This is a genomic window from Nonomuraea sp. NPDC047897 (assembly GCF_043204415.1).
Lineage (GTDB): Bacteria > Actinomycetota > Actinomycetes > Streptosporangiales > Streptosporangiaceae > Nonomuraea.
On the sequence record NZ_JBIDCC010000002.1, the window covers coordinates 212599 to 229327 of the forward strand.

Consider the following 16729-nt stretch of genomic DNA (forward strand, 5'->3'; position numbering starts at 1 on the left):
CATGGCAATCGAAGTCAAGGACGTCATGGGACGCGTGGCCATCGCCGTGTTCGAGGACGCGCCGTTCGCGGAGATCGTCGCCGCGATGCGCAGGTACGCCGTCGGAGCCGTCACCGTGATCGACGCCGAACGCCGGCCGGTGGGCGTGGTCTCGGAGGCAGATCTCCTGCTCAAGGAGAGCGACTCGGTACGTCGCGGCGTCTCGATGTTCGAGTCGCGCCGTCAGCGGCGGGACCACCGCAAGGCCGCGGGCGTGACGGCGGCCCAGATCATGACCTCCCCGGCCATCACGGTCACCCCGGCGACGCCGGTCCGCGCCGCGGCGCGGATGATGCGCGACGAGCGCGTCAAGCAGCTCCCGGTCGTGGACCCGGTCACCGGGCGGATCGTCGGCACGCTGCACCAGCAGGACGCGCTGCGGGTCTTCACCCGTCCCGCCGCCGAGCTGATGGCCGACATCCGGGCGCAGCTCCCGGACGCGCGGGCGCTCGCCATCGAGGTCGACCGGGGCGTCGTGACCGTGCGCGGCACGGTGGAGACGAGGTCGCAGGCCATCGCGGTGACGGAGCGGCTCCGCTCGGTCGAGGGCGTCGTCGACGTCGTGTCCGAACTCGCCTGGACCCGCGAGGACATCGTCACCCCGCCGCTCCCGTAGGTGGATCAGGGACGGGCGGTCACGGCAGCACGCGGACGCGTACGATGCCCGGCACCGTACGCGTCAGCAGGCCGGCGACGTGGGCGGCGCGCTCGTCGTGCGGCGTTCCGCGCGCCCCGCGCAGCACGGCCACCCCCTCGGTGACCGTGACCTCCCACTCCTCCTCGCCGGCGGGACGGTGCTCGCGCAGCGCGGCGACGACCGCCTCGCGCAGTTCCTCGTCGGGCCGGGCCAGCATGGAGAGCAGGTCGCGGCGGCTCAGGATGCCCACCACCTTCTCGCCCTCCAGGACGGGGAGGCTCTTGACGCGCTTGCCGACCATGAGGTCGATCGCCGTGGCCGCGTCGGTGGCCGGGGTCACCGTCACCACGGCATGGGTCATCACCTGCCACACCTGGCGCGGCGGCGGCTCGGCGGACGGCACCGGCGGCCGCACGGACGCGCGCGGGTCCGGCTCGAACTCGCCGCGCAGCAGGTCTATCTCGCTCACCATGCCGGCCAGACGGCCCGAGTCGTCGAGGACGGGCGCGGCGGTGACGTCGTGGGCGTACAGCACGCGGATCGCCCGCCGCACCGGGTCGGCGCGGTGGACGGTGACGGGCGGGCTGCTCATGACCTCGCGGACCAGCATCGCTATCCGGCCCCTCTCTCGGCGAACCGCGCCCGCGCGACCGCCGTGCCGGTCATCGTGCCGGTCATGCCGGTCATGCCGGTCGTCGTGCCGGTCGTGCCGGTGGTCGTGTCGTCCGTCGTGCTCATGGCCGCCCCCAAGCTCCTGGCGGGGTGTCTTCCATCACAACGTGGTACTTACACCCCTGCCAGGGGCGTAAGTCCCGAATCGTTGACCGGTCGGCACCGTTGCGGCGCACCGCGTCGTCAGACATGCGAGGTCGCCAGTTCGCCGGCGGGGCGGCGAGGCGCGCGGGCGACGAACGGCCCGCAGCCGAGCCGCCCGGCAGCGTCCAGCCGGGCCCTAGGGACCGGCCGGGCGGGACCTTCGGCCCTGCCCGGCCGCGTCGGCCCGTGATGGGCTGGAGCCGACACCACAGGAGGTGCTGCGATGACCACTCGGACGACAGGGCAGCGGGACCGCGCCATCCACGGCGCGCTGGAGGCCGCCCGGTGGGCGCCGTCGGTGCACAACACGCAGCCGTGGTCGTTCGCCGTCTCCGGCGACGAGATCAGCGTGCGCGCCGACGTGGACCGCAAGCTCCGGATGGGCGACCCGTCCGGCCGGGAGCTGCTGATCAGCTGCGGCGCCGCCCTGTTCACCATCCGCACCGCACTGCGCTGCGAGGGTTTCGAGCCGATCGTACGGGTGCTGCCCGACCCCGACCGGCCGTCGCTGGTGGCCACGGTCACGCTCGGCGGGCCGGTCGAGGTCGACGAGCACACGCGCGACCTCGGCCGGCAGATCGAGCGGCGCCGCACGCACCGGGCCGGATTCACCGACCTGCCCGTGCCGGACCGGCTGCTCGACGCCCTGACACGGGAGGCGCGCGCGGAGGGCGCGAAGCTCACGCCGGTCGGCTCGCCCGAGGCGGTGGAGATCGTCGCCGCGCTCACCCGGGCGGCCCAGGAGGCCCAGTCGGCGGACCGGGTGCTCACCCTGGAGGTCATCCGGTGGGCCCGGCCGCCGGGCAGCGCGCGCACGGACGGTGTCCCCGCCGACGCCTACCCCCGTACGGCGCCGCACACCGACCCGCACTTCCCGCAGCGTGACTACGCCTGGCGGCACGAGTGGGGCGTCGAGGGCGGCCAGGAGCAGACGGCGACGGGCGTGGTCGCGCTGCTGACCACGCGCGGCGACACCCGCGAGGAGTGGATCGCGGCCGGCCAGGCGCTGCAGCGCGTCCTGCTGCTGGCCTGCGCCCACGGCGTCAGCGCCGCCTTCCACACCCAGGCGCTGGAGATGTACCACCTGCGCGAGTTCCTGCGGCAGGAGGTGTGCGGTCACGAGTACCCGCAGATGATCATGCGATTGGGCATCACCTTCGACGAGGGCAGCACCGTCCGGCGCTCCCTGCCGGACGTGCTCGACTGAGCCCGCCGTCGCCCGCCGTCGCCCGCCGTCGCCCGCCGCGCCGCTCCGCCCGAGGTGGATACCGCTACACGGTGGTGCGACACTGATCGTATGACGCAAGGCGACCACCGCCTCATGCCCGGCATGCGGCTCGACGAGCTGCTGGCGGAGCTCCAGCTCCGGCTCAACGCCGTGCTGGCCACCCGCGACCGGGTGCACGCGCTGATGGAGGCGGTCGTCTCGGTCGGCAGCGACCTCGACCTGGAGACCGTGCTGCGCCGCATCGTGGCGACGGCCACCAAGCTCGTCGACGCCAGCTACGGAGCGCTCGGCGTCGTCGGCCAGGAGCACACCCTCCTGCAGTTCATCCCGGTGGGGCTGACCGAGGAGGAGATCGCCAAGATCGAGCACTGGCCCCACGGCCTCGGCCTGCTCGGCCTGCTGATCAAGGACGCCCGGCCGCTGCGGCTCGGCCGCATCTCCGACCACCCCGAGTCCTACGGGTTCCCGCCGGGCCACCCGCCCATGGGCACGTTCCTCGGCGTCCCGGTACGGGTGCGCGACGAGGTGTTCGGCAACCTCTACCTCACCGAGAAGCGCGGCGGCGGCGAGTTCGACGAGGAGGACGAGGCGATCGTCATCGCCCTGGCCACCGCCGCCGGCGTCGCCATCGAGAACGCCCGCCTGTACGAGGAATCGCGCCGGCGCGAGACCTGGCTGGAGGCGTCCGCCGAGGTCACCACGACCCTGCTGTCCGGCGCCGACCGCGGCCGGGTGCTGGCCATGATGGCCGCCCGCGCCCGCCAGATGAGCGACGCCGACCTGGTGCAGATCCTGCTGCCGGACCCCGACGGCGGGAGCCTCGCGGTCGAGTTCGTCGAGGGGGAGCTGTCCGACGACGTGGCGGGCCTGACCTTCGAGCTGACCGCCAGCGCCGCCGGAGAGGTGTTCACCAGCGGCCGGCCGGTCGCCGCCGGAGACCTGCTCGACTCCGCGTCCCCGCTGCGCGGGCTCGGCTTCGGGCCCGAACTGCTCATGCCGATCGGCTCCGGTGAGACGGTGCGCGGCGTGCTCGCCCTGGCCAAGCGGTCCGGGCGGCTGCCGTTCAGCGCCTCCGACCTGCGCATGCTGGAGGCGTTCGCCGGTCAGGCGGCGGTCGCGCTGGAGCTCGCCGAGGCGCGCCGGCACGCCGAGCGGCTGACCCTGCTGGAGGACCGCGACCGCATCGCCAAGGACCTGCACGACGTCGTCATCCAGCGGCTGTTCGCCACCGCCATGACGCTCATGAGCACGGTCCGGCTGGTCGAGCGGCCGGAGGCGTCCAGCCGGCTGCAGCACGCCATCGACGAACTCGACGAGACGATCCGGCAGATCCGCTCCACCATCTTCGCGCTGCAGTCGGTGCCCGACGAGGACGCGCCCAGCCTGCGGACCCGCATCGTCGAGCTGGTCGAGTCGTCGCGCGGCCACCTCGGGTTCATGCCGGGCCTGCGCATGGAGGGCCAGCTCGACAACCGGGTGCCCGAGGAGGCCGCCGAGCACCTGCTGGCGGTGCTGCGCGAGGCGCTGTCCAACGTGGTGCGCCACGCCAAGGCGGCCAAGGCCGACGTGTCGGTGGAGGTGCGGGGCGAGATGCTGACGCTCATCGTCCAGGACGACGGCGTCGGCCTGCCCGGGGAGGGCCGCCGCAGCGGCCTGCGCAACATGGAGGAGCGGGCGGCCAGTCTGGGCGGCTCGTTCGAGATCAGCTCTCCGGAGTCCGGGGGCGTCGCGCTCCGGTGGAGTGTGCCGGTCTGATCTGGCGGCCGGTCACCTGCTCGACGTCCACCACGATGTAGTGGTCGCGCTCGCCCGGAGCCCACGCGGTCAGCGGCAGCGCCGACAGGCGGGCGATCTCGTCGGGATCGTGCACGGCTCGCGCGTGGCCGACGGCGGTCACCGACCAGCCGGTGCGCTCCTCCGGGTCGAACTCGTCCACCTCGAACGCCACGACGGCGTGCCGGGTGGCGGCGGCGAGCTTGGAGCCGGCGGCGGTGCGGATGACCACGCTGTCGCCGTCGAGCCGGAACGTGACCGGCTGCACCGCGGGCAGGGCGCGATCGGTGAACACGATCCGCCCGATCGGCGTGGACGACAACAGCCGCAGGCACTCCTCGCGGGACAGGACCTGCAGTCCGGACGAATCGATCGGCATGTCTTCAGGATCACCGGCGGTCAGAGCAGATCCTTAGGGGCGAAGGTCCCATCATTCGCGCCGATCTGCCCGCAGCCGCGCCGACAGCGCGGCGGCCTGGGTGCGGCGCTGCATGTTGAGCTTGGCCAGCAGGTTGGAGACGTAGTTCTTGACCGTCTTCTCGGCCAGGAACAGCCGCTCGCCGATCTGCCGGTTGGTCAGCCCCTCGCCGATGAGGTCGAGGATGTGGCGCTCCTGCTCCGACAGCGCGGCGAGCGGGTCCTGCCTGGCCGCCTGGTCGCGCAGCCGCTGCAGCATCGCCGCCGTGGTCTGGGGGTCGAGCAGCGACTGCCCGGAGGCGACCGTCCGCACCGCGCCGACCAGGTCGGAGCCGTGGATCTGCTTGAGCACGTAGCCGGAGGCGCCCGCCATCACCGCGTCGAACAGCGCGTCGTCGTCGGCGAAGGAGGTCAGCATGAGGCAGGCCAGCCCCGGCAGCCGCGAGCGGGCCTCGCGGCACACGTCGACGCCGTTGCCGTCGGGCAGTCGCACGTCCAGCACCGCCACGTCGGGCTTCAACGCCGGGATGCGGGCGATCGCCGACTCGGCGGTGCCGGCCTCGCCGATCACCTCGATGTCGTCCTCGGAGCCCAGCAGGGCGGCCACGCCCCGCCGTACCACCTCATGATCATCGACGAGGAACACACGAATCATGCCTCAGACGGTAGCGGGCGGCGGGCCCGGCCGGGTAGGGACGAAGGTCCTCTGATCACGTGGGGAAGGTCGCCGATGCGGGGGACCTTCGTGAATGGCCGCTGCCCGGCCGGACATGATGTCATCGAGGCCACTGAGGAGGAAGCATGATCATTGTTGGTGTCGACGGCTCGCGGGCCGGGCTGGAGGCCGCCGGATGGGCGGCCGGGGAGGCGGCGCTGCGCGGGACGCCGTTGCGGCTGGTGCACGCCATGCCCTCCTGGGCGTGCGAGGAGGACGCCTCCGGCCGGCTGGCGGAGGTGGCCCGGTGGATGCGCGAGGGCGGCCGGACCGTGCTCGCCGCCGCCGAGAACCGGGTCCGCGGCGAGCAGCCCGGGATCGCCGTCGAGACGGGCCTGCTGCCCGGTGACCCGCGCGCCGCGCTGATCGAGGCGGCCAGGGACGCCGAGCTGGTGGTGGTCGGCGACCACGGCCTTGGCGGGGTGCGCGGCCTGCTCGTCGGGTCGGTGGCCTACGGTGTCGCCGCGCACGCCGAGTGCGACGTCGCGCTGGTCCGCGAGGTGCCCGTCGCGCCGCGCGACGAGGTGGTGGCCGGCGTCGACGGCTCGCCCACCGCCGGCCGGGTGCTCGACGTCGCCTTCCGCGAGGCCGAGCTGCGCAAGCTGACCCTGCGGGCGGTGCACGCCTGGTCCCTGCCGCAGGCCGGCGGCTTCCTGTCGCCCGCCGGCGACGGCGAGCGGGACCAGGTGCTCATGCTGAAGGAGCGCCTCGCCGGGCACCGCGAACGCCACCCCGGCGTCGTGGTCGTCGAGGAGGTCGTGCACGGCCACCCCGTCGCCGCGCTCCGGCAGGCCGCCGCCGGGGCGGAGCTGCTCGTGGTCGGCTCGCGCGGCTACGGCACCCTCAAGGGAATGGTCCTCGGGTCGGTCAGCCAGGCCATGGTGCACCACGCCCCGTGCCCGCTGCTCGTGGCCAAGAGAGACCGGTGAGGCGCGTGCGGTGATCACCGAACCGGTAGGATGACGGTTCTGCGGCATTGACGAAGGAGGCGGCCCCGTGTCCGAGTTGGAGCGCATGCCTCCTGGCGTGAACCCCGTCGTCCCCAGTTCCGCCCGCGTCTACGACTACCTCCTGGGCGGCAAGGACAACCTCGCGGTGGACCGCGCGGTCGCCGACCGGCTCCTCGCCGTCGCGCCGGACGCGCGGCTCGTCGCCCGGGCCAACCGCATGTTCCTGACCCGGGCCGTCCGCCATCTGGCCCGGCAGGGCATCCGGCAGTTCCTGGACCTCGGCACCGGCATCCCCACCTCGCCCAGCGTGCACGAGGTCGCCCGCGAGGTGAGCCCCGCCTGCCGCGTCGTCTACGTCGACTACGACCCCGTCGTCACCATGCACGCCCAGGTGCTGCTGACCGGCGCGCCGGGGATCGAGAGCATCCGCGCCGACCTGCGCCAGCCCGACGTCATCCTCGGTGACCCGCACGTCACGGGCCTGATCGACTTCGACCAGCCGGTGGCCGTGCTCATGGTCGCCTGCCTGCACTTCGTGACCGACGACGAGGACCCCGGCGGCATCGTGGCGGCCTTCCGCAAGTGGCTGGCGCCGGGCAGCCACCTGGTCGTCTCGCACGCCATGGCCGAGAGCAGCCCCGCGGCGGTCGCCCAGCTCACCCGGGCGACCGCCGGCTCGCCCGCGCGCCCCACCTTCCGCACCCACGAGCAGGTCCTGCGCCTGTTCGACGGGTTCGAGCTGATCGGGCCCGGCCTCGTGCCCGTCCACGAGTGGACGATCGGCGAGGCGGACGAGCCGGTGATCCCGCTGCTGGAGGGCACGCCCGCGCTGCGGGTCGAGGGCGGCGTCGGCCGCCTGCCCGCCGACGCGGGCTGACCGCCTCACCGGCGGGTCACGGCGTGAAGACCACGCGGACGCAGCCGTCCTCCTTGGTCTTGAACAGCTCGTAGCCCCTCGGCCCGTCCTCCAGCGGCATCGGGTGCGTGAGCAGGTGCGAGGCGTCCAGCTCGCCGCCGGCCATCCGCTCCAGGATCATCGGGATGTAGCGGTGGCCGTGCTGCTGGGCGCCGCGCAGGGTCAGGCCCTTGTTCATGACCGCGCCCATCGGGAACTTGTCGACGACTCCCACGAAGACGCCGAGCACCGACACCGTGCCGCCCTTGCGGCAGGCGTGCACGGCCTGCCGCAGCGACAGGCCCCGGTCGGTCTGCAGCCGCATGGCCTGCTTGACCCGGTCGTAGGCGTACTGGGCGCCCGTGCCGTGGCTCTCCATGCCGACGGCCTCGATGCACGCGTCGGGGCCCCGCCCGCCCGTCATCTCCTTGAGCGCGTCGAGCACGTCCACCTTGCGGTAGTCGAGCGTCTCCACACCGATCTCGCGGGCGGTCATGGCCAGCCGCTCCGGGAACCGGTCGATGGCGATCACCCGCTCCGCGCCCATGGTCCGGGCGGCCAGCGCCGCCATCTGGCCGACGCCGCCGCAGCCCCACACCGCGACCACGTCGCCGGGCCGTACCTCGGCCAGGTCGGCGCCCATCCAGCCGGTGGGCACCGCGTCGGAGGCGAACACCGCGCTGGAGTCGGGCACCCCTTCCGGCACCGGGAACGCGTTGACGTCGGCGTACGGCACCCGCACGTACTCGGCGTGGCTGCCGGCGAACCCGCCCAGCGCGTGCGAGTACCCGAAGATGCCCGCCGTCGCGTGGCCGTTCATCGTCTCCAGGAACCCCGGGTCGGGGTTGGTGTTGTCGCACAGCGACCAGAGCTGGTCGCGGCAGTAGCGGCACCGGCCGCAGCCGATGATCGAGCAGACTGCGACGCGTTCGCCGACCCGGCGCTCCCGCACGTCCGGCCCGACCTCGACCACCTCGCCGACGAACTCGTGGCCGATCACGTCGCCGGCCATCATCGTGGGCATGTACCCGTCCAGCAGGTGCAGGTCCGACCCGCACACCGAGCTGGCGGTCACCTTGACGACCGCGTCCTGCCGGTTGAGCGGCCGCGGCTCCGGGACGTCCTCGACCGACACCTTGCCGACGCCGGTCCAGCACAGCGCCTTCATCCCATGCCCCTTCTGGTGAGCTGCCGCATCAGCGGGATGGCCGTCCGCCCCAGCGGCGTCCGGTGGCCTTCGGGCTGGCCCTCGACGCGCAGCACCTCGCCGGTCTCCAGCAGTTGCTTGAGCGCGCGCACCCGCTCCCGGGCCCGGCCGTCGGCGCCCCGCACCGCGATCTCGGTGCCCCGGCCTCCCGGCGCGGGGACCAGCCGGACCTCGTGGCATTCGGCGATCCGGGCCAGCTCGTCCGGCCGTCCGGCCCCCGCCAGCCGCTCGGGCTCGCAGGCGACGGTGACGGCGAACCACTCCGACGGGCCCGGCCGCAGGGCGCGCCGCCGGGCGGCCACCCGCGCCACGACGGCGCCCGCCACCATGGCCGCCGTCGCCGTGAGCAGCAGCGGCCCCCTGGCTGTGGTGTGCTCCTTGGCTCTCATGCCACGCGGCTGCCCGGCACCGTCCGGGGCAAACCGAACACGACGGCAGCCCGGATCGGGTGACCGCCGGGGTCGAGGGCCGGCCCGGGTCGGGGTGACCGCCGGGCTCAGGGGCGGTCGACGCGGAGGCTGGCCATCGGATGAGGGCCCTCCGTCTCCAGCCGGTACTCCTCGCCGGACTTGTGCACGTTGTCGGTGATGACCTGCTCGGAGGGCGCCTTCTCGCCGCCCATGAGCGCCTCCTGCATCCTCTCGAACCGCTCGTGGGCCTCCTGGACGTAGCCGGTGCCCAGCGTGGTGTAGTCGATCTGGGTGGAGATCAGCTCGCGCAGGTAGCCCTTGTTCGGCTCGAAGGTGACCGGGGCCGGCAGCTCGGGCGCGAGCACCTGCTCCGGGTCGCGGCCGTCGTGCCGCTTGAACAGCTCGGCCGCCAGCCGCAGGTGCTCCAGCTCCATGTTGAGGTGCAGCTCCCAGATGGCCTTCACCTTCGGGTCGGACTCCGTCTCCATGAAGGAGTGGTACAGGTAGCACTCGTTGTACTCGTGGTTGAGCAGCATCTCCCACCAGCTCTCGCCCGGGTCGACCAGCGACTCGTAGTGGGTGACGTGCTCCTCCTCGATCAGCCCGATCTCCTGGTAGAGCTGGCGGGCGATGGGCTCCATGGAGGTGGGACCGACGTTCATGTAGAAGTTCATGGTCTGCTGCTCGGCGGCCATGATGGTCAGCGCGTGCAGCTTGGAGATCGGCTCGGTGCTGCTCCGGTCGTACGGCTCGCGCACGTTGTCGACCGGGTGACGGTGGTGCAGGTACGTCGGCCGGCCGGGCATGACCTCGGTCAGGTCGTCGACGATCTTCTCCGCCTTGCGGTGCTCGATCATTTCGTACAGGTTGGCGTACCGGTAGAGGTGGTCGAAGTCCTCCAGCACGCCGAACTGGTAGGCCTGCTTCAGGTACGGGTCCGGCTCCATCCTGGCGACCCAGGCGGTCAGGTCGACGGCGACCTGCTCGTAGGCGATCGTCGTCTCCAGCACCGACGCCAGGCCGGGCAGCAGCCAGTTGACGGCCTTCTGCTGCTGGGCCTCGATGTAGCGGACACTGGCGAGCTGCTGCTTGATCTCCAGGTCGGGGCAGTGGCGGGCGAGCTGGTGGCTGAACAGGATCGCCTCGACCTCGATGCCGTTCATCGCGATGATGCGGCAGCGCGTGTACGGGTCCGCGTGGTCGGGGTCGATCGGCGTGACGTTGAGCTCACGCCAGTTCCGCAGTTGCCTGTCGAGCGGGATGCCACGCTCGCGCAACGGGTTGAAGGTCATGTGCTCGTGCTCCCTCAAGCTCTCGACGCATGGGTACGACCCGGCCTACCCGAGCGCCCACCCAGCAACCGCGAGCCGGAAAGAAGCCTGCTGACCTGCATGTTCAAATGTTGTCAAGGTCGTGGCGTGAGGTGGTGCGGCAGGGGTAGCAGGACGGTCTCGAACGCCCCTCAAGGAGGCTCCATGAACACCCCGCGAACCTCGGCTCGCTCACCTGTCCAGCTGGCGGCCCTCGTCGTCGGAGCGGTGTTCCTGCTGGTCGGCGTGCTCGGCTTCGTCCCGGGCATCACCACCGACTACGGCGACATGAGCTTCGCCGGCCACAACTCCGGCGCGATGCTGCTCGGCGTGTTCCAGGTGTCGATCCTGCACAACATCGTCCACCTGCTGTTCGGCGTGGCGGGCATCGTCATGGCGCGCACGTGGAGCGGCGCCCGGGCCTACCTCATCGGCGGCGGTGTCATCTACCTGCTGCTGTGGCTCTACGGCCTGCTCATCGACAAGGACAGCGCCGCCAACTTCGTGCCGGTCAACGTGGCCGACGACTGGCTGCACTTCCTGCTCGGCGTCGGCATGGTCGCCCTCGGCTTCCTGCTGTCCCGCCGCCGGACGCTCACCAAGTGACGCGGTGACGCCGTACGGCCCGGCCGCCGGAGAGCTCCTCCCACGGCCGGGCCTCCGGCCTACGCGCCCGCCGGACGGCGCGGGCGCGTAGCCACCGGGTCGAGTGCGCGGCGCGGCGGAGCCGGCGGCCCGCGTACGGGACACCGCCGCGCAGCGCGGCCGCCAGTGCGAGCCAGCTGCACACGGCCCGCTCCAGCACCCACACCGGGGCGAACAGGCAGGCCGTCCGCGGGAACACGCGGCGGCCCCCCGCCTTGCGCCGCCCGGCCTCGGCCAGCGCGACGCTCACCCCGGCGCCCGCCGCCAGCAGGCCGAACCTGCGCCGCAGCAGCGCCGTCGCCGAGGCGGGCAGCACCGCGAGGAACAACGCCATCCGGGCCGGCTGCGCCAGGTCGTCGTAGGCCTGCCGGACCCGCTGGGACCAGAACCGGCCCGCCTCGGGCGGCAGCCGCCGCACGTACAGGCCGGCCGGCCGGCGCTCGGTCCCGCCGTGGGCGCGGACCGTGCGGATGAGCTCCAGATTCTCGAACAGCACGTCGCCGTCGTAGCCGCCCATCCGCAGGAAGAACGTGCGCCGCACGCCGAACGTGCCGGGGTAGTCGCTGCCGAGGCTGCGGTTGAGCAGCGTGCGCGCGGTGTCCCAGCGGGCGTGCCAGGGGAGCGGCTCGAAGTAGTTCTGCGGTCTGACCAGGTGCGCCCCGTCGAGCAGGGCGCGCATCCCGGCCAGGGCCGGCCGGTCGTAGCGCACGTCGTCGTCGGCGATCACCACATGGTCGGCGCGGGCCAGCCGCAGTCCCGTCGTCACGCCGTTCACCTTGCCGTTGGCGAAGCCCAGCCCGGCGGCCGGGCGCACGTGCACCACCAGGCCGCGCCAGCGGGCGGCGTGCCGCTCGAACACCTCGGCGGGGCTGCCGTCCACCACGACCACCCGCGAGACCTGGCGGGCCAGCCGGCCCAGGTAGGCGGTCAGCTCCTCCAGGTCGCCGCCGCCGTCACCGTCGTCGTCCCACCGCAGCGGCAGCACATAGTCCAGGTCCAGCACGTCCGGGTCCAGCACGTCCGGATCCTGCACGTCCGGGTCCTGCGCGTGCGGGTCCTGCGCGTGCGGGTTCTGCGCGTCCGGGTCCAGCATGTCCGGGTCCTGCGCGTGCGGGTGAGCTGCGGGCTCCGTCACGCGGACCTCGCCGCCATGCTCGCCCGGGTCCCGCTCTCCGGCTCCAGGGAGCTGAGCCCACGTCGCCAGCGGGCCAGCACGTGCCCGGCCCAGAGACGTTCGACCGCCAGCGCGCACCCCGCGCCGTACAGGATGTCGGTCGTGAGCGCCGGGTCCTGGGCGGCCAGCCCCGCGCACAGGTCGTGCGCCGCCACCTGCTCGTGCACGGCATCGGCCTGCACGTGCTCGTCGTAGAACCGGGTCGCGGCCCGGTCACCGCCCAGCCGCCGCAGCCCGTCGCCGTAGCGGCGGTTCGGCGACGACGAGGTCATCTCCAGGGCCGCCAGGTGCCCGGCCAGGGCCCCGCGCCACCGCCGGTGCAGCCCGAACAGGGACATGACGTTGGAGACGGCCAGCGTGACGCCCGGCACCCGGTTCAGGTAGGCGCCGTAGGAGGGGTCCAGACCCAGGCTGGTCATCGTGGTCGCGAACAGCTCGGCGTGCATGCGCTCGGCCCGGCCGCCGCCGTACTCGTCGGTCTGGATCTCGACGAGCGCCGCCTTCGGGCCGCCGCGCAGCCGGGGGATCGCCCAGGTGTGCGGGTCGGCCTCCTTCAGGTGGTAGATCGACCGGTGCACGACGAACTCGCGGAAGACGCTCAGATCGGCCTCGCGCCGCAGGTAGGCCGACAGTGACGGCCCGTCGTCCTCGGTCAGCTCGACCAGCGCGGCGCGCACCTGGTGGGGCGGCACGGCGCGGGGCCTCGGGACCGCGGCGGCCAGGGCGTCCTCCAGCCGCCGTTCCAGGGCGGCGCGGGTGGCCAGCAGCGACGGCTCCCACTCCCAGCGGTCGTCCACGTCGTCGAACCCCTGGTAGTGCAGCTCGTAACAGACGAACAGGGCGAGCTGCAGGTCACCGTCGGTCAGCGCGGAACGGGCGGACGGCCCACCGGCGGGCGGTGGACCGGCGATCGGTACGGGGACGGGCGGTACGGAGACGGACGGCGTCGCCGTGGGAGGTGGTGAGTGGGGCGGTGGAGAGGTGGGCGGGCGGTCGAGCGCGGCTCCGGCAGGCGGGGCGGCGAGGCGGTCGAAGAGGGCGGCGGTGATGGGACCGCGCGAACGGGGCAGCCGCATCAGACCTCCTCCGGCAACTGGTACACCGACACGTGCGCGCGGCTGTCGTCGTCGAACGGCGCGCCCGTCCAACCGGCCCAGCGGTGCTCCAGGGTCATGCCCGCCAGGCGGGCCATCAGGTCCAGTTCGGCCGGCCAGGCGTAGCGGTGGTCGGCGGGGAGCAGCCGCACCCCGTCGGCGGTCATCCGGACCCGCGTCGTGTACATCATCTGCCGCGCCGGCGACACCCGGGCCGCCTCCGCCGTGACCGCGTCCTCCGACATCGCCAGCAGCCGCAGCGCCTGGCCGTTCGCGAAGGACGCCAGGTCGGGCACCCACGCCTCCACGACGAACCTGCCCCCCGGCTCCAGGTGGTCGGCGGCGTTGCGGAAGCAGGCCACCTGGGCGTCCTGGGAGGGCAACGCGAAGATCGTGTTCGTGGTGAGGGCCACCAGGGTGAACCGGCCGCCCACCCGGGTGGTGGCGAAGTCGCCGACGGCCACGGGGACGCGATCGCCGCCCGGCTTGGCGCGCAGCACCTCCACCATCTCCGGCGAGCCGTCGATGCCGGCCACGGCCAGGCCCCGCTCCAGCAGCGGCAGCGCGAGCCGGCCGGTGCCGATGCCGAACTCCAGCACCGGCCCGTCGCCCGCCAGCGCGTGCAGCCGGTCCACGGCCGCCTCGGTGGGCAGGTCGCGGACCGTCGCGTCATAGATGTCGGCGATGCCCCGCCCGTAGGCGGAGGCGTCGAACGCAGGTGCCATGCTTCCCGTCCTCTGCTGGGTGCAGGTCCTGCTGCCCGGCGCTGAGCTGGGCAAACGCGCCCAGCCGGGGCGGGGGAGGACGCCCGCGCACGGCGACGCCCCGCGACGGATGCCCGTCGCGGGGCGTCGCCTTCCGGCAGCCGCCCGGCTGTCCCCGGGTCACTGCCGCGTGGGCGGGATCTGAACGCGATCTCCGTCTAGCGGGCGGCGAAGTTCTGGGTCCAGTAGATCTGGCCCTTGGCGTTCTTGGCCGCGCCGACACCGATGACGGTGTACTTGCAGTTCATGATGTTGGCCTTGTGGCCGGAGCTGTTCATCCAGGCGGTGACGACGGCCGACGGGGTCTGCTGGCCCATCGCGATGTTCTCGGCGAAGGCCGAGCCGCCCGCGAACCCGGCGCCGCGGATGCGGTCCATGAACGTGCGGCCGTCCTTGGACGTGTGGTTGAAGTAGTTCTGGGTCGCCATGTCCGAGGAGTGGCCGAAGGCGGCCTTGCGGAGGTGGGCGTCGTGCTTGAGCGGCTGGCAGCCGCCCTTGACCCGCTCGGCGTTGGTGAGCCGGACGACCTCGTTCTCCTCGGCGGTGCCGACGCCGCCGGCGGGCGGCGTGCTGGAGGAGGTCGGCGTGGCACTCGGCTTGGGGCGCGCCGTCGCGGTGGGACTGGCGGTGGGTGTCGCGGTGGGTGTCGCGGTGGGACTGGCGGTGGATGTCGCGGTGGGGGAGGCGGTCGGCGGGGTCACGGGGGAGCAGGCCAGGCGGACCGCCTTGGACTTGGCGGACAGTCCGCGGTAGTCGGTGGCGGTGGCGTAGTAGACGCCGGGGGCGCACGGCACGGTCATGGTCATCCGGCCGTCGCGGACACGCTTGGCGCCGCTCCTGACCACCCGGTCGGGTCCGGGCACGGCCCGCATGAGGCGGACCCGGACCAGGGCGCGGTTGCCGCAGTCGAGGCGGTCGACGGAGACCTGCAGCCGGCCGGTGGCGGCGACGCTGGGGGCGGCGACCGTCAGGCGGCACTCCGCCTGCGGAGCCGCCGCCGCGTGGGCGGTGGCGACGGGCGCGGACACGGCCGCCACGCTCACGAGGCACGCGAGTACCCCAAGGGGTCTACGCATATGGGGGTCCCTCCAGAGATGTAGACGCTGGACGGCCCGCATTCTGGCCGGGACTAAACCCCCGTGTCAGGGAAAATCGGATATTAGTGTGACCGGAGAGGTCAACGTGGCGCCGTAATCTCCCCGTGACCTGGCCATTCACGGTGCGAAAAATCTTCGGCCCGTCGCGACCCTCCCGCGTCGTGGCGATCGCACCCGGCGACGGGCCGCGCACCCACGGTCAGCGCGGGCCGACCGCGGCGCCGGAGCGAGGCGGGGTCACCAGTCGAGCTCGTCGCAGCCCCGGTGGTCGGCCGGCTCCACCTGAAGGGTGGCGTGGGCGACGCCGTGGTGGTTGCGCAGCACGTCACGGGCCCGGTCGAGCACGGCGTGGTTGTCGGCGCGCTCGGCCGTCACCAGGTGGGCGGTGGCCACGTGCATGCCGGAGGTGAGCGTCCACAGGTGCAGGTCGTGCACGTCGCGGACACCCTCGATGGCCGTCAGGTCGGCGGCCACGGCCGTGGCGTCCATCCCGTCCGGCACGTGCTGGCCCAGCACCGCGAACACCTGGCGGCCGAGCGCCAGCGCCCGCAGGGCGACGAACGCCCCGATGGCCAGGGCGATCAGCGTGTCCCAGAGAGGGTCGCCGGTGGCGGCGACCAGCCAGCCCGCGACGATGACGCCGACCGAGCCGGCCGTGTCGGCCACCACCTCCATGTAGGCGCCCTTGACGTTCAGGCTCTCCTCCGCGCCCGCGCGCAGCATCAGCAGCGCCACGACGTTGACGGCCAGGCCGATGGCGCCCACGACGAGCATGGGGCCGGAGGCGACGCTCGCCCGCTCGCCGATCCGGCCGATCGCCTCGGCCACCACGTACACCGCGACGCCCAGCATCATCACCACGGCCAGCAGCGAGGCGAACACCTCGGCCCGGTAGGAGCCGTACGTTCGCCGGCCCGTCGTGTCGGGACGCGTCGCGATCCGGGTGGCCACCAGCGCGGCGCCCAGCGTCACCACGTCGGCGGCCATGTGCCCGGCGTCCGACAGCAGCGCCAGCGACCCCGACAGCAGGCCGTACACCAGCTCCACCACGAAGTAGCAGCCGACCAGCGCGAACGCCACCGCCAGCCGCCACCGGTGCCGGCCGCCCGCGTGCCCGTGCCCGTGCCCGGCGCCCATCAGTGGGTGTCCTCGTCGCGTTCCGGGCGCAGGGCGTGCGTGTGCTCGGTGTGGGCGACCGCCAGGTCCAGCAGCATGCGCACGTGGGCGTCCTCCAGGCGGTAGTACGCCATCCGCCCGGCCCGGCGTACCGACACCACCCGGTGCGCCCGCAGCAGCCGCAGCGCGTGGGAGACGGCCGACTCGCTCTGCCCGCTCACCGCGGCCAGGTCGCACACGCACAGCTCCCCGTCGAGCAGCGCGACCAGCAGCCGCAGCCGGCCCGGGTCGGACAGCAGCCCGAACACCTCGGCGGTGCCCCGCAGGTCCTCCGCTGCCGGCATCCGCTCCCGCACCGCGGCCACCCGCGGGGCGTCCACCACCCGGACGGCGCACCCGTCGATGACCAGATGATTATCTGAAGACCCGTTCATACGAACAA

General features: G+C 73.2%; 19 protein-coding genes. 6 read left to right on the top strand and 13 right to left on the bottom strand.

The window, feature by feature from the left end; all coding sequences use genetic code 11:
- Position 1 precedes the first annotated feature (1 nt).
- Positions 2-655 carry a CBS domain-containing protein gene (locus tag ACGF0J_RS04400; protein WP_393142025.1) on the top strand — a complete coding sequence of 218 codons (654 nt, stop codon included), beginning with the start codon at positions 2-4 and terminating at the stop codon, positions 653-655.
- A 19-nt stretch (positions 656-674) separates the two neighbouring features.
- Here the strand turns inward: ACGF0J_RS04400 and ACGF0J_RS04405 are convergent, their stop codons facing one another.
- Positions 675-1286: an HPP family protein gene (locus ACGF0J_RS04405; RefSeq protein WP_393142026.1), complete on the bottom strand. Its 612-nt coding sequence runs from the start codon at positions 1284-1286 to the stop codon at positions 675-677.
- Positions 1287-1288: 2 nt separating this feature from the next.
- A complete protein-coding gene (locus tag ACGF0J_RS04410; protein ID WP_393142027.1) occupies positions 1289-1414 on the bottom strand; it encodes a hypothetical protein in 126 nt (41 codons plus the stop codon).
- Positions 1415-1715: 301 nt separating this feature from the next.
- Here ACGF0J_RS04410 and ACGF0J_RS04415 point away from each other — a divergent pair, with 301 nt between their 5' ends.
- Entirely contained in the window at positions 1716-2699 is a 984-nt protein-coding gene (locus ACGF0J_RS04415; protein WP_393142028.1) for an Acg family FMN-binding oxidoreductase, read from the top strand.
- 90 nt (positions 2700-2789) lie between these two features.
- Positions 2790-4475, top strand: a complete 1686-nt coding sequence (locus ACGF0J_RS04420) for a GAF domain-containing sensor histidine kinase (protein ID WP_393142029.1) — start codon at positions 2790-2792, stop codon at positions 4473-4475.
- Here ACGF0J_RS04420 and ACGF0J_RS04425 read toward each other — a convergent pair.
- Together ACGF0J_RS04425 and ACGF0J_RS04430 are read right to left on the bottom strand one after the other, a co-directional pair.
- Positions 4423-4872 carry a pyridoxamine 5'-phosphate oxidase family protein gene (locus ACGF0J_RS04425; RefSeq protein ID WP_393142030.1) on the bottom strand — a complete coding sequence of 150 codons (450 nt, stop codon included), beginning with the start codon at positions 4870-4872 and terminating at the stop codon, positions 4423-4425. The genes ACGF0J_RS04420 and ACGF0J_RS04425 overlap by 53 nt on opposite strands.
- Before the next feature lie 51 nt (positions 4873-4923).
- Complete coding sequence (locus ACGF0J_RS04430) at positions 4924-5565, bottom strand: response regulator (RefSeq protein WP_393142031.1); 642 nt, start codon at positions 5563-5565, stop codon at positions 4924-4926.
- A gap of 146 nt (positions 5566-5711) precedes the next feature.
- On the opposite strand from ACGF0J_RS04430, the gene ACGF0J_RS04435 reads away from it, so the two are divergent.
- Both ACGF0J_RS04435 and ACGF0J_RS04440 read left to right on the top strand, forming a co-directional pair.
- A complete protein-coding gene (locus ACGF0J_RS04435) occupies positions 5712-6554 on the top strand; it encodes a universal stress protein (RefSeq protein WP_393142032.1) in 843 nt (280 codons plus the stop codon).
- 67 nt (positions 6555-6621) lie between these two features.
- Complete coding sequence (locus ACGF0J_RS04440; protein WP_393142033.1) at positions 6622-7452, top strand: SAM-dependent methyltransferase; 831 nt, start codon at positions 6622-6624, stop codon at positions 7450-7452.
- Between the two features lie 16 nt (positions 7453-7468).
- Here ACGF0J_RS04440 and ACGF0J_RS04445 read toward each other — a convergent pair whose 3' ends face one another.
- The 3 genes from ACGF0J_RS04445 to ACGF0J_RS04455 all read right to left on the bottom strand — a co-directional run bounded on the left by ACGF0J_RS04445 (position 7469) and on the right by ACGF0J_RS04455 (position 10379).
- Positions 7469-8638, bottom strand: coding sequence for a zinc-dependent alcohol dehydrogenase (locus ACGF0J_RS04445; RefSeq protein ID WP_393142034.1), 1170 nt, complete (start codon positions 8636-8638; stop codon positions 7469-7471).
- On the bottom strand, positions 8635-9066 hold the full coding sequence (locus ACGF0J_RS04450; protein WP_393142035.1) for a hypothetical protein: 432 nt from the start codon (positions 9064-9066) through the stop codon (positions 8635-8637). Before ACGF0J_RS04450 ends, ACGF0J_RS04445 begins: the two co-directional genes overlap by 4 nt.
- Positions 9067-9173: 107 nt before the next feature.
- The gene (locus ACGF0J_RS04455; RefSeq protein WP_393142036.1) at positions 9174-10379 is read right to left on the bottom strand and encodes a hypothetical protein; all 1206 of its coding nucleotides are present in this window, start codon (positions 10377-10379) and stop codon (positions 9174-9176) included.
- A gap of 183 nt (positions 10380-10562) precedes the next feature.
- On the opposite strand from ACGF0J_RS04455, the gene ACGF0J_RS04460 reads away from it, so the two are divergent.
- Positions 10563-11003, top strand: a complete 441-nt coding sequence (locus ACGF0J_RS04460; RefSeq protein ID WP_393142037.1) for a DUF4383 domain-containing protein — start codon at positions 10563-10565, stop codon at positions 11001-11003.
- Here ACGF0J_RS04460 and ACGF0J_RS04465 read toward each other — a convergent pair.
- From ACGF0J_RS04465 to ACGF0J_RS04490, 6 genes are all read right to left on the bottom strand, one after another.
- On the bottom strand, positions 10993-12177 hold the full coding sequence (locus ACGF0J_RS04465; protein ID WP_393142038.1) for a glycosyltransferase: 1185 nt from the start codon (positions 12175-12177) through the stop codon (positions 10993-10995). The two genes, ACGF0J_RS04460 and ACGF0J_RS04465, sit on opposite strands and share 11 nt — an antisense overlap.
- Positions 12174-13292, bottom strand: a complete 1119-nt coding sequence (locus tag ACGF0J_RS04470) for an iron-containing redox enzyme family protein (protein WP_393142039.1) — start codon at positions 13290-13292, stop codon at positions 12174-12176. The genes ACGF0J_RS04465 and ACGF0J_RS04470 overlap by 4 nt, the downstream gene beginning before the upstream one ends.
- The gene (locus ACGF0J_RS04475) at positions 13292-14035 is read right to left on the bottom strand and encodes a class I SAM-dependent DNA methyltransferase (RefSeq protein WP_393142040.1); all 744 of its coding nucleotides are present in this window, start codon (positions 14033-14035) and stop codon (positions 13292-13294) included. Before ACGF0J_RS04475 ends, ACGF0J_RS04470 begins: the two co-directional genes overlap by 1 nt.
- 197 nt (positions 14036-14232) lie before the next feature.
- On the bottom strand, positions 14233-15150 hold the full coding sequence (locus ACGF0J_RS04480) for a CAP domain-containing protein (RefSeq protein ID WP_393142041.1): 918 nt from the start codon (positions 15148-15150) through the stop codon (positions 14233-14235).
- Positions 15151-15408: 258 nt separating this feature from the next.
- The gene (locus ACGF0J_RS04485; RefSeq protein ID WP_393142042.1) at positions 15409-16308 is read right to left on the bottom strand and encodes a cation diffusion facilitator family transporter; all 900 of its coding nucleotides are present in this window, start codon (positions 16306-16308) and stop codon (positions 15409-15411) included.
- Positions 16308-16721 carry an ArsR/SmtB family transcription factor gene (locus tag ACGF0J_RS04490; protein WP_393142043.1) on the bottom strand — a complete coding sequence of 138 codons (414 nt, stop codon included), beginning with the start codon at positions 16719-16721 and terminating at the stop codon, positions 16308-16310. Before ACGF0J_RS04490 ends, ACGF0J_RS04485 begins: the two co-directional genes overlap by 1 nt.
- Between the last annotated feature and the right edge of the window lie 8 nt (positions 16722-16729).

Excerpts from the sequence above, each read along its gene's own strand:
- ACGF0J_RS04400 (WP_393142025.1), top strand. The coding sequence starts at position 2 with ATGGCAATCGAAGTCAAGGACGTCATGGGACGCGTGGCCATCGCCGTG.
- ACGF0J_RS04405 (WP_393142026.1), bottom strand. The coding sequence starts at position 1,286 with ATGCTGGTCCGCGAGGTCATGAGCAGCCCGCCCGTCACCGTCCACCGC.
- ACGF0J_RS04410 (WP_393142027.1), bottom strand. The coding sequence starts at position 1,414 with ATGAGCACGACGGACGACACGACCACCGGCACGACCGGCACGACGACC.
- ACGF0J_RS04415 (WP_393142028.1), top strand. The coding sequence starts at position 1,716 with ATGACCACTCGGACGACAGGGCAGCGGGACCGCGCCATCCACGGCGCG.
- ACGF0J_RS04420 (WP_393142029.1), top strand. The coding sequence starts at position 2,790 with ATGACGCAAGGCGACCACCGCCTCATGCCCGGCATGCGGCTCGACGAG.
- ACGF0J_RS04425 (WP_393142030.1), bottom strand. The coding sequence starts at position 4,872 with ATGCCGATCGATTCGTCCGGACTGCAGGTCCTGTCCCGCGAGGAGTGC.
- ACGF0J_RS04430 (WP_393142031.1), bottom strand. The coding sequence starts at position 5,565 with ATGATTCGTGTGTTCCTCGTCGATGATCATGAGGTGGTACGGCGGGGC.
- ACGF0J_RS04435 (WP_393142032.1), top strand. The coding sequence starts at position 5,712 with ATGATCATTGTTGGTGTCGACGGCTCGCGGGCCGGGCTGGAGGCCGCC.
- ACGF0J_RS04445 (WP_393142034.1), bottom strand. The coding sequence starts at position 8,638 with ATGAAGGCGCTGTGCTGGACCGGCGTCGGCAAGGTGTCGGTCGAGGAC.
- ACGF0J_RS04450 (WP_393142035.1), bottom strand. The coding sequence starts at position 9,066 with ATGAGAGCCAAGGAGCACACCACAGCCAGGGGGCCGCTGCTGCTCACG.
- ACGF0J_RS04455 (WP_393142036.1), bottom strand. The coding sequence starts at position 10,379 with ATGACCTTCAACCCGTTGCGCGAGCGTGGCATCCCGCTCGACAGGCAA.
- ACGF0J_RS04460 (WP_393142037.1), top strand. The coding sequence starts at position 10,563 with ATGAACACCCCGCGAACCTCGGCTCGCTCACCTGTCCAGCTGGCGGCC.
- ACGF0J_RS04470 (WP_393142039.1), bottom strand. The coding sequence starts at position 13,292 with ATGCGGCTGCCCCGTTCGCGCGGTCCCATCACCGCCGCCCTCTTCGAC.
- ACGF0J_RS04475 (WP_393142040.1), bottom strand. The coding sequence starts at position 14,035 with ATGGCACCTGCGTTCGACGCCTCCGCCTACGGGCGGGGCATCGCCGAC.
- ACGF0J_RS04480 (WP_393142041.1), bottom strand. The coding sequence starts at position 15,150 with ATGCGTAGACCCCTTGGGGTACTCGCGTGCCTCGTGAGCGTGGCGGCC.
- ACGF0J_RS04485 (WP_393142042.1), bottom strand. The coding sequence starts at position 16,308 with ATGGGCGCCGGGCACGGGCACGGGCACGCGGGCGGCCGGCACCGGTGG.
- ACGF0J_RS04490 (WP_393142043.1), bottom strand. The coding sequence starts at position 16,721 with ATGAACGGGTCTTCAGATAATCATCTGGTCATCGACGGGTGCGCCGTC.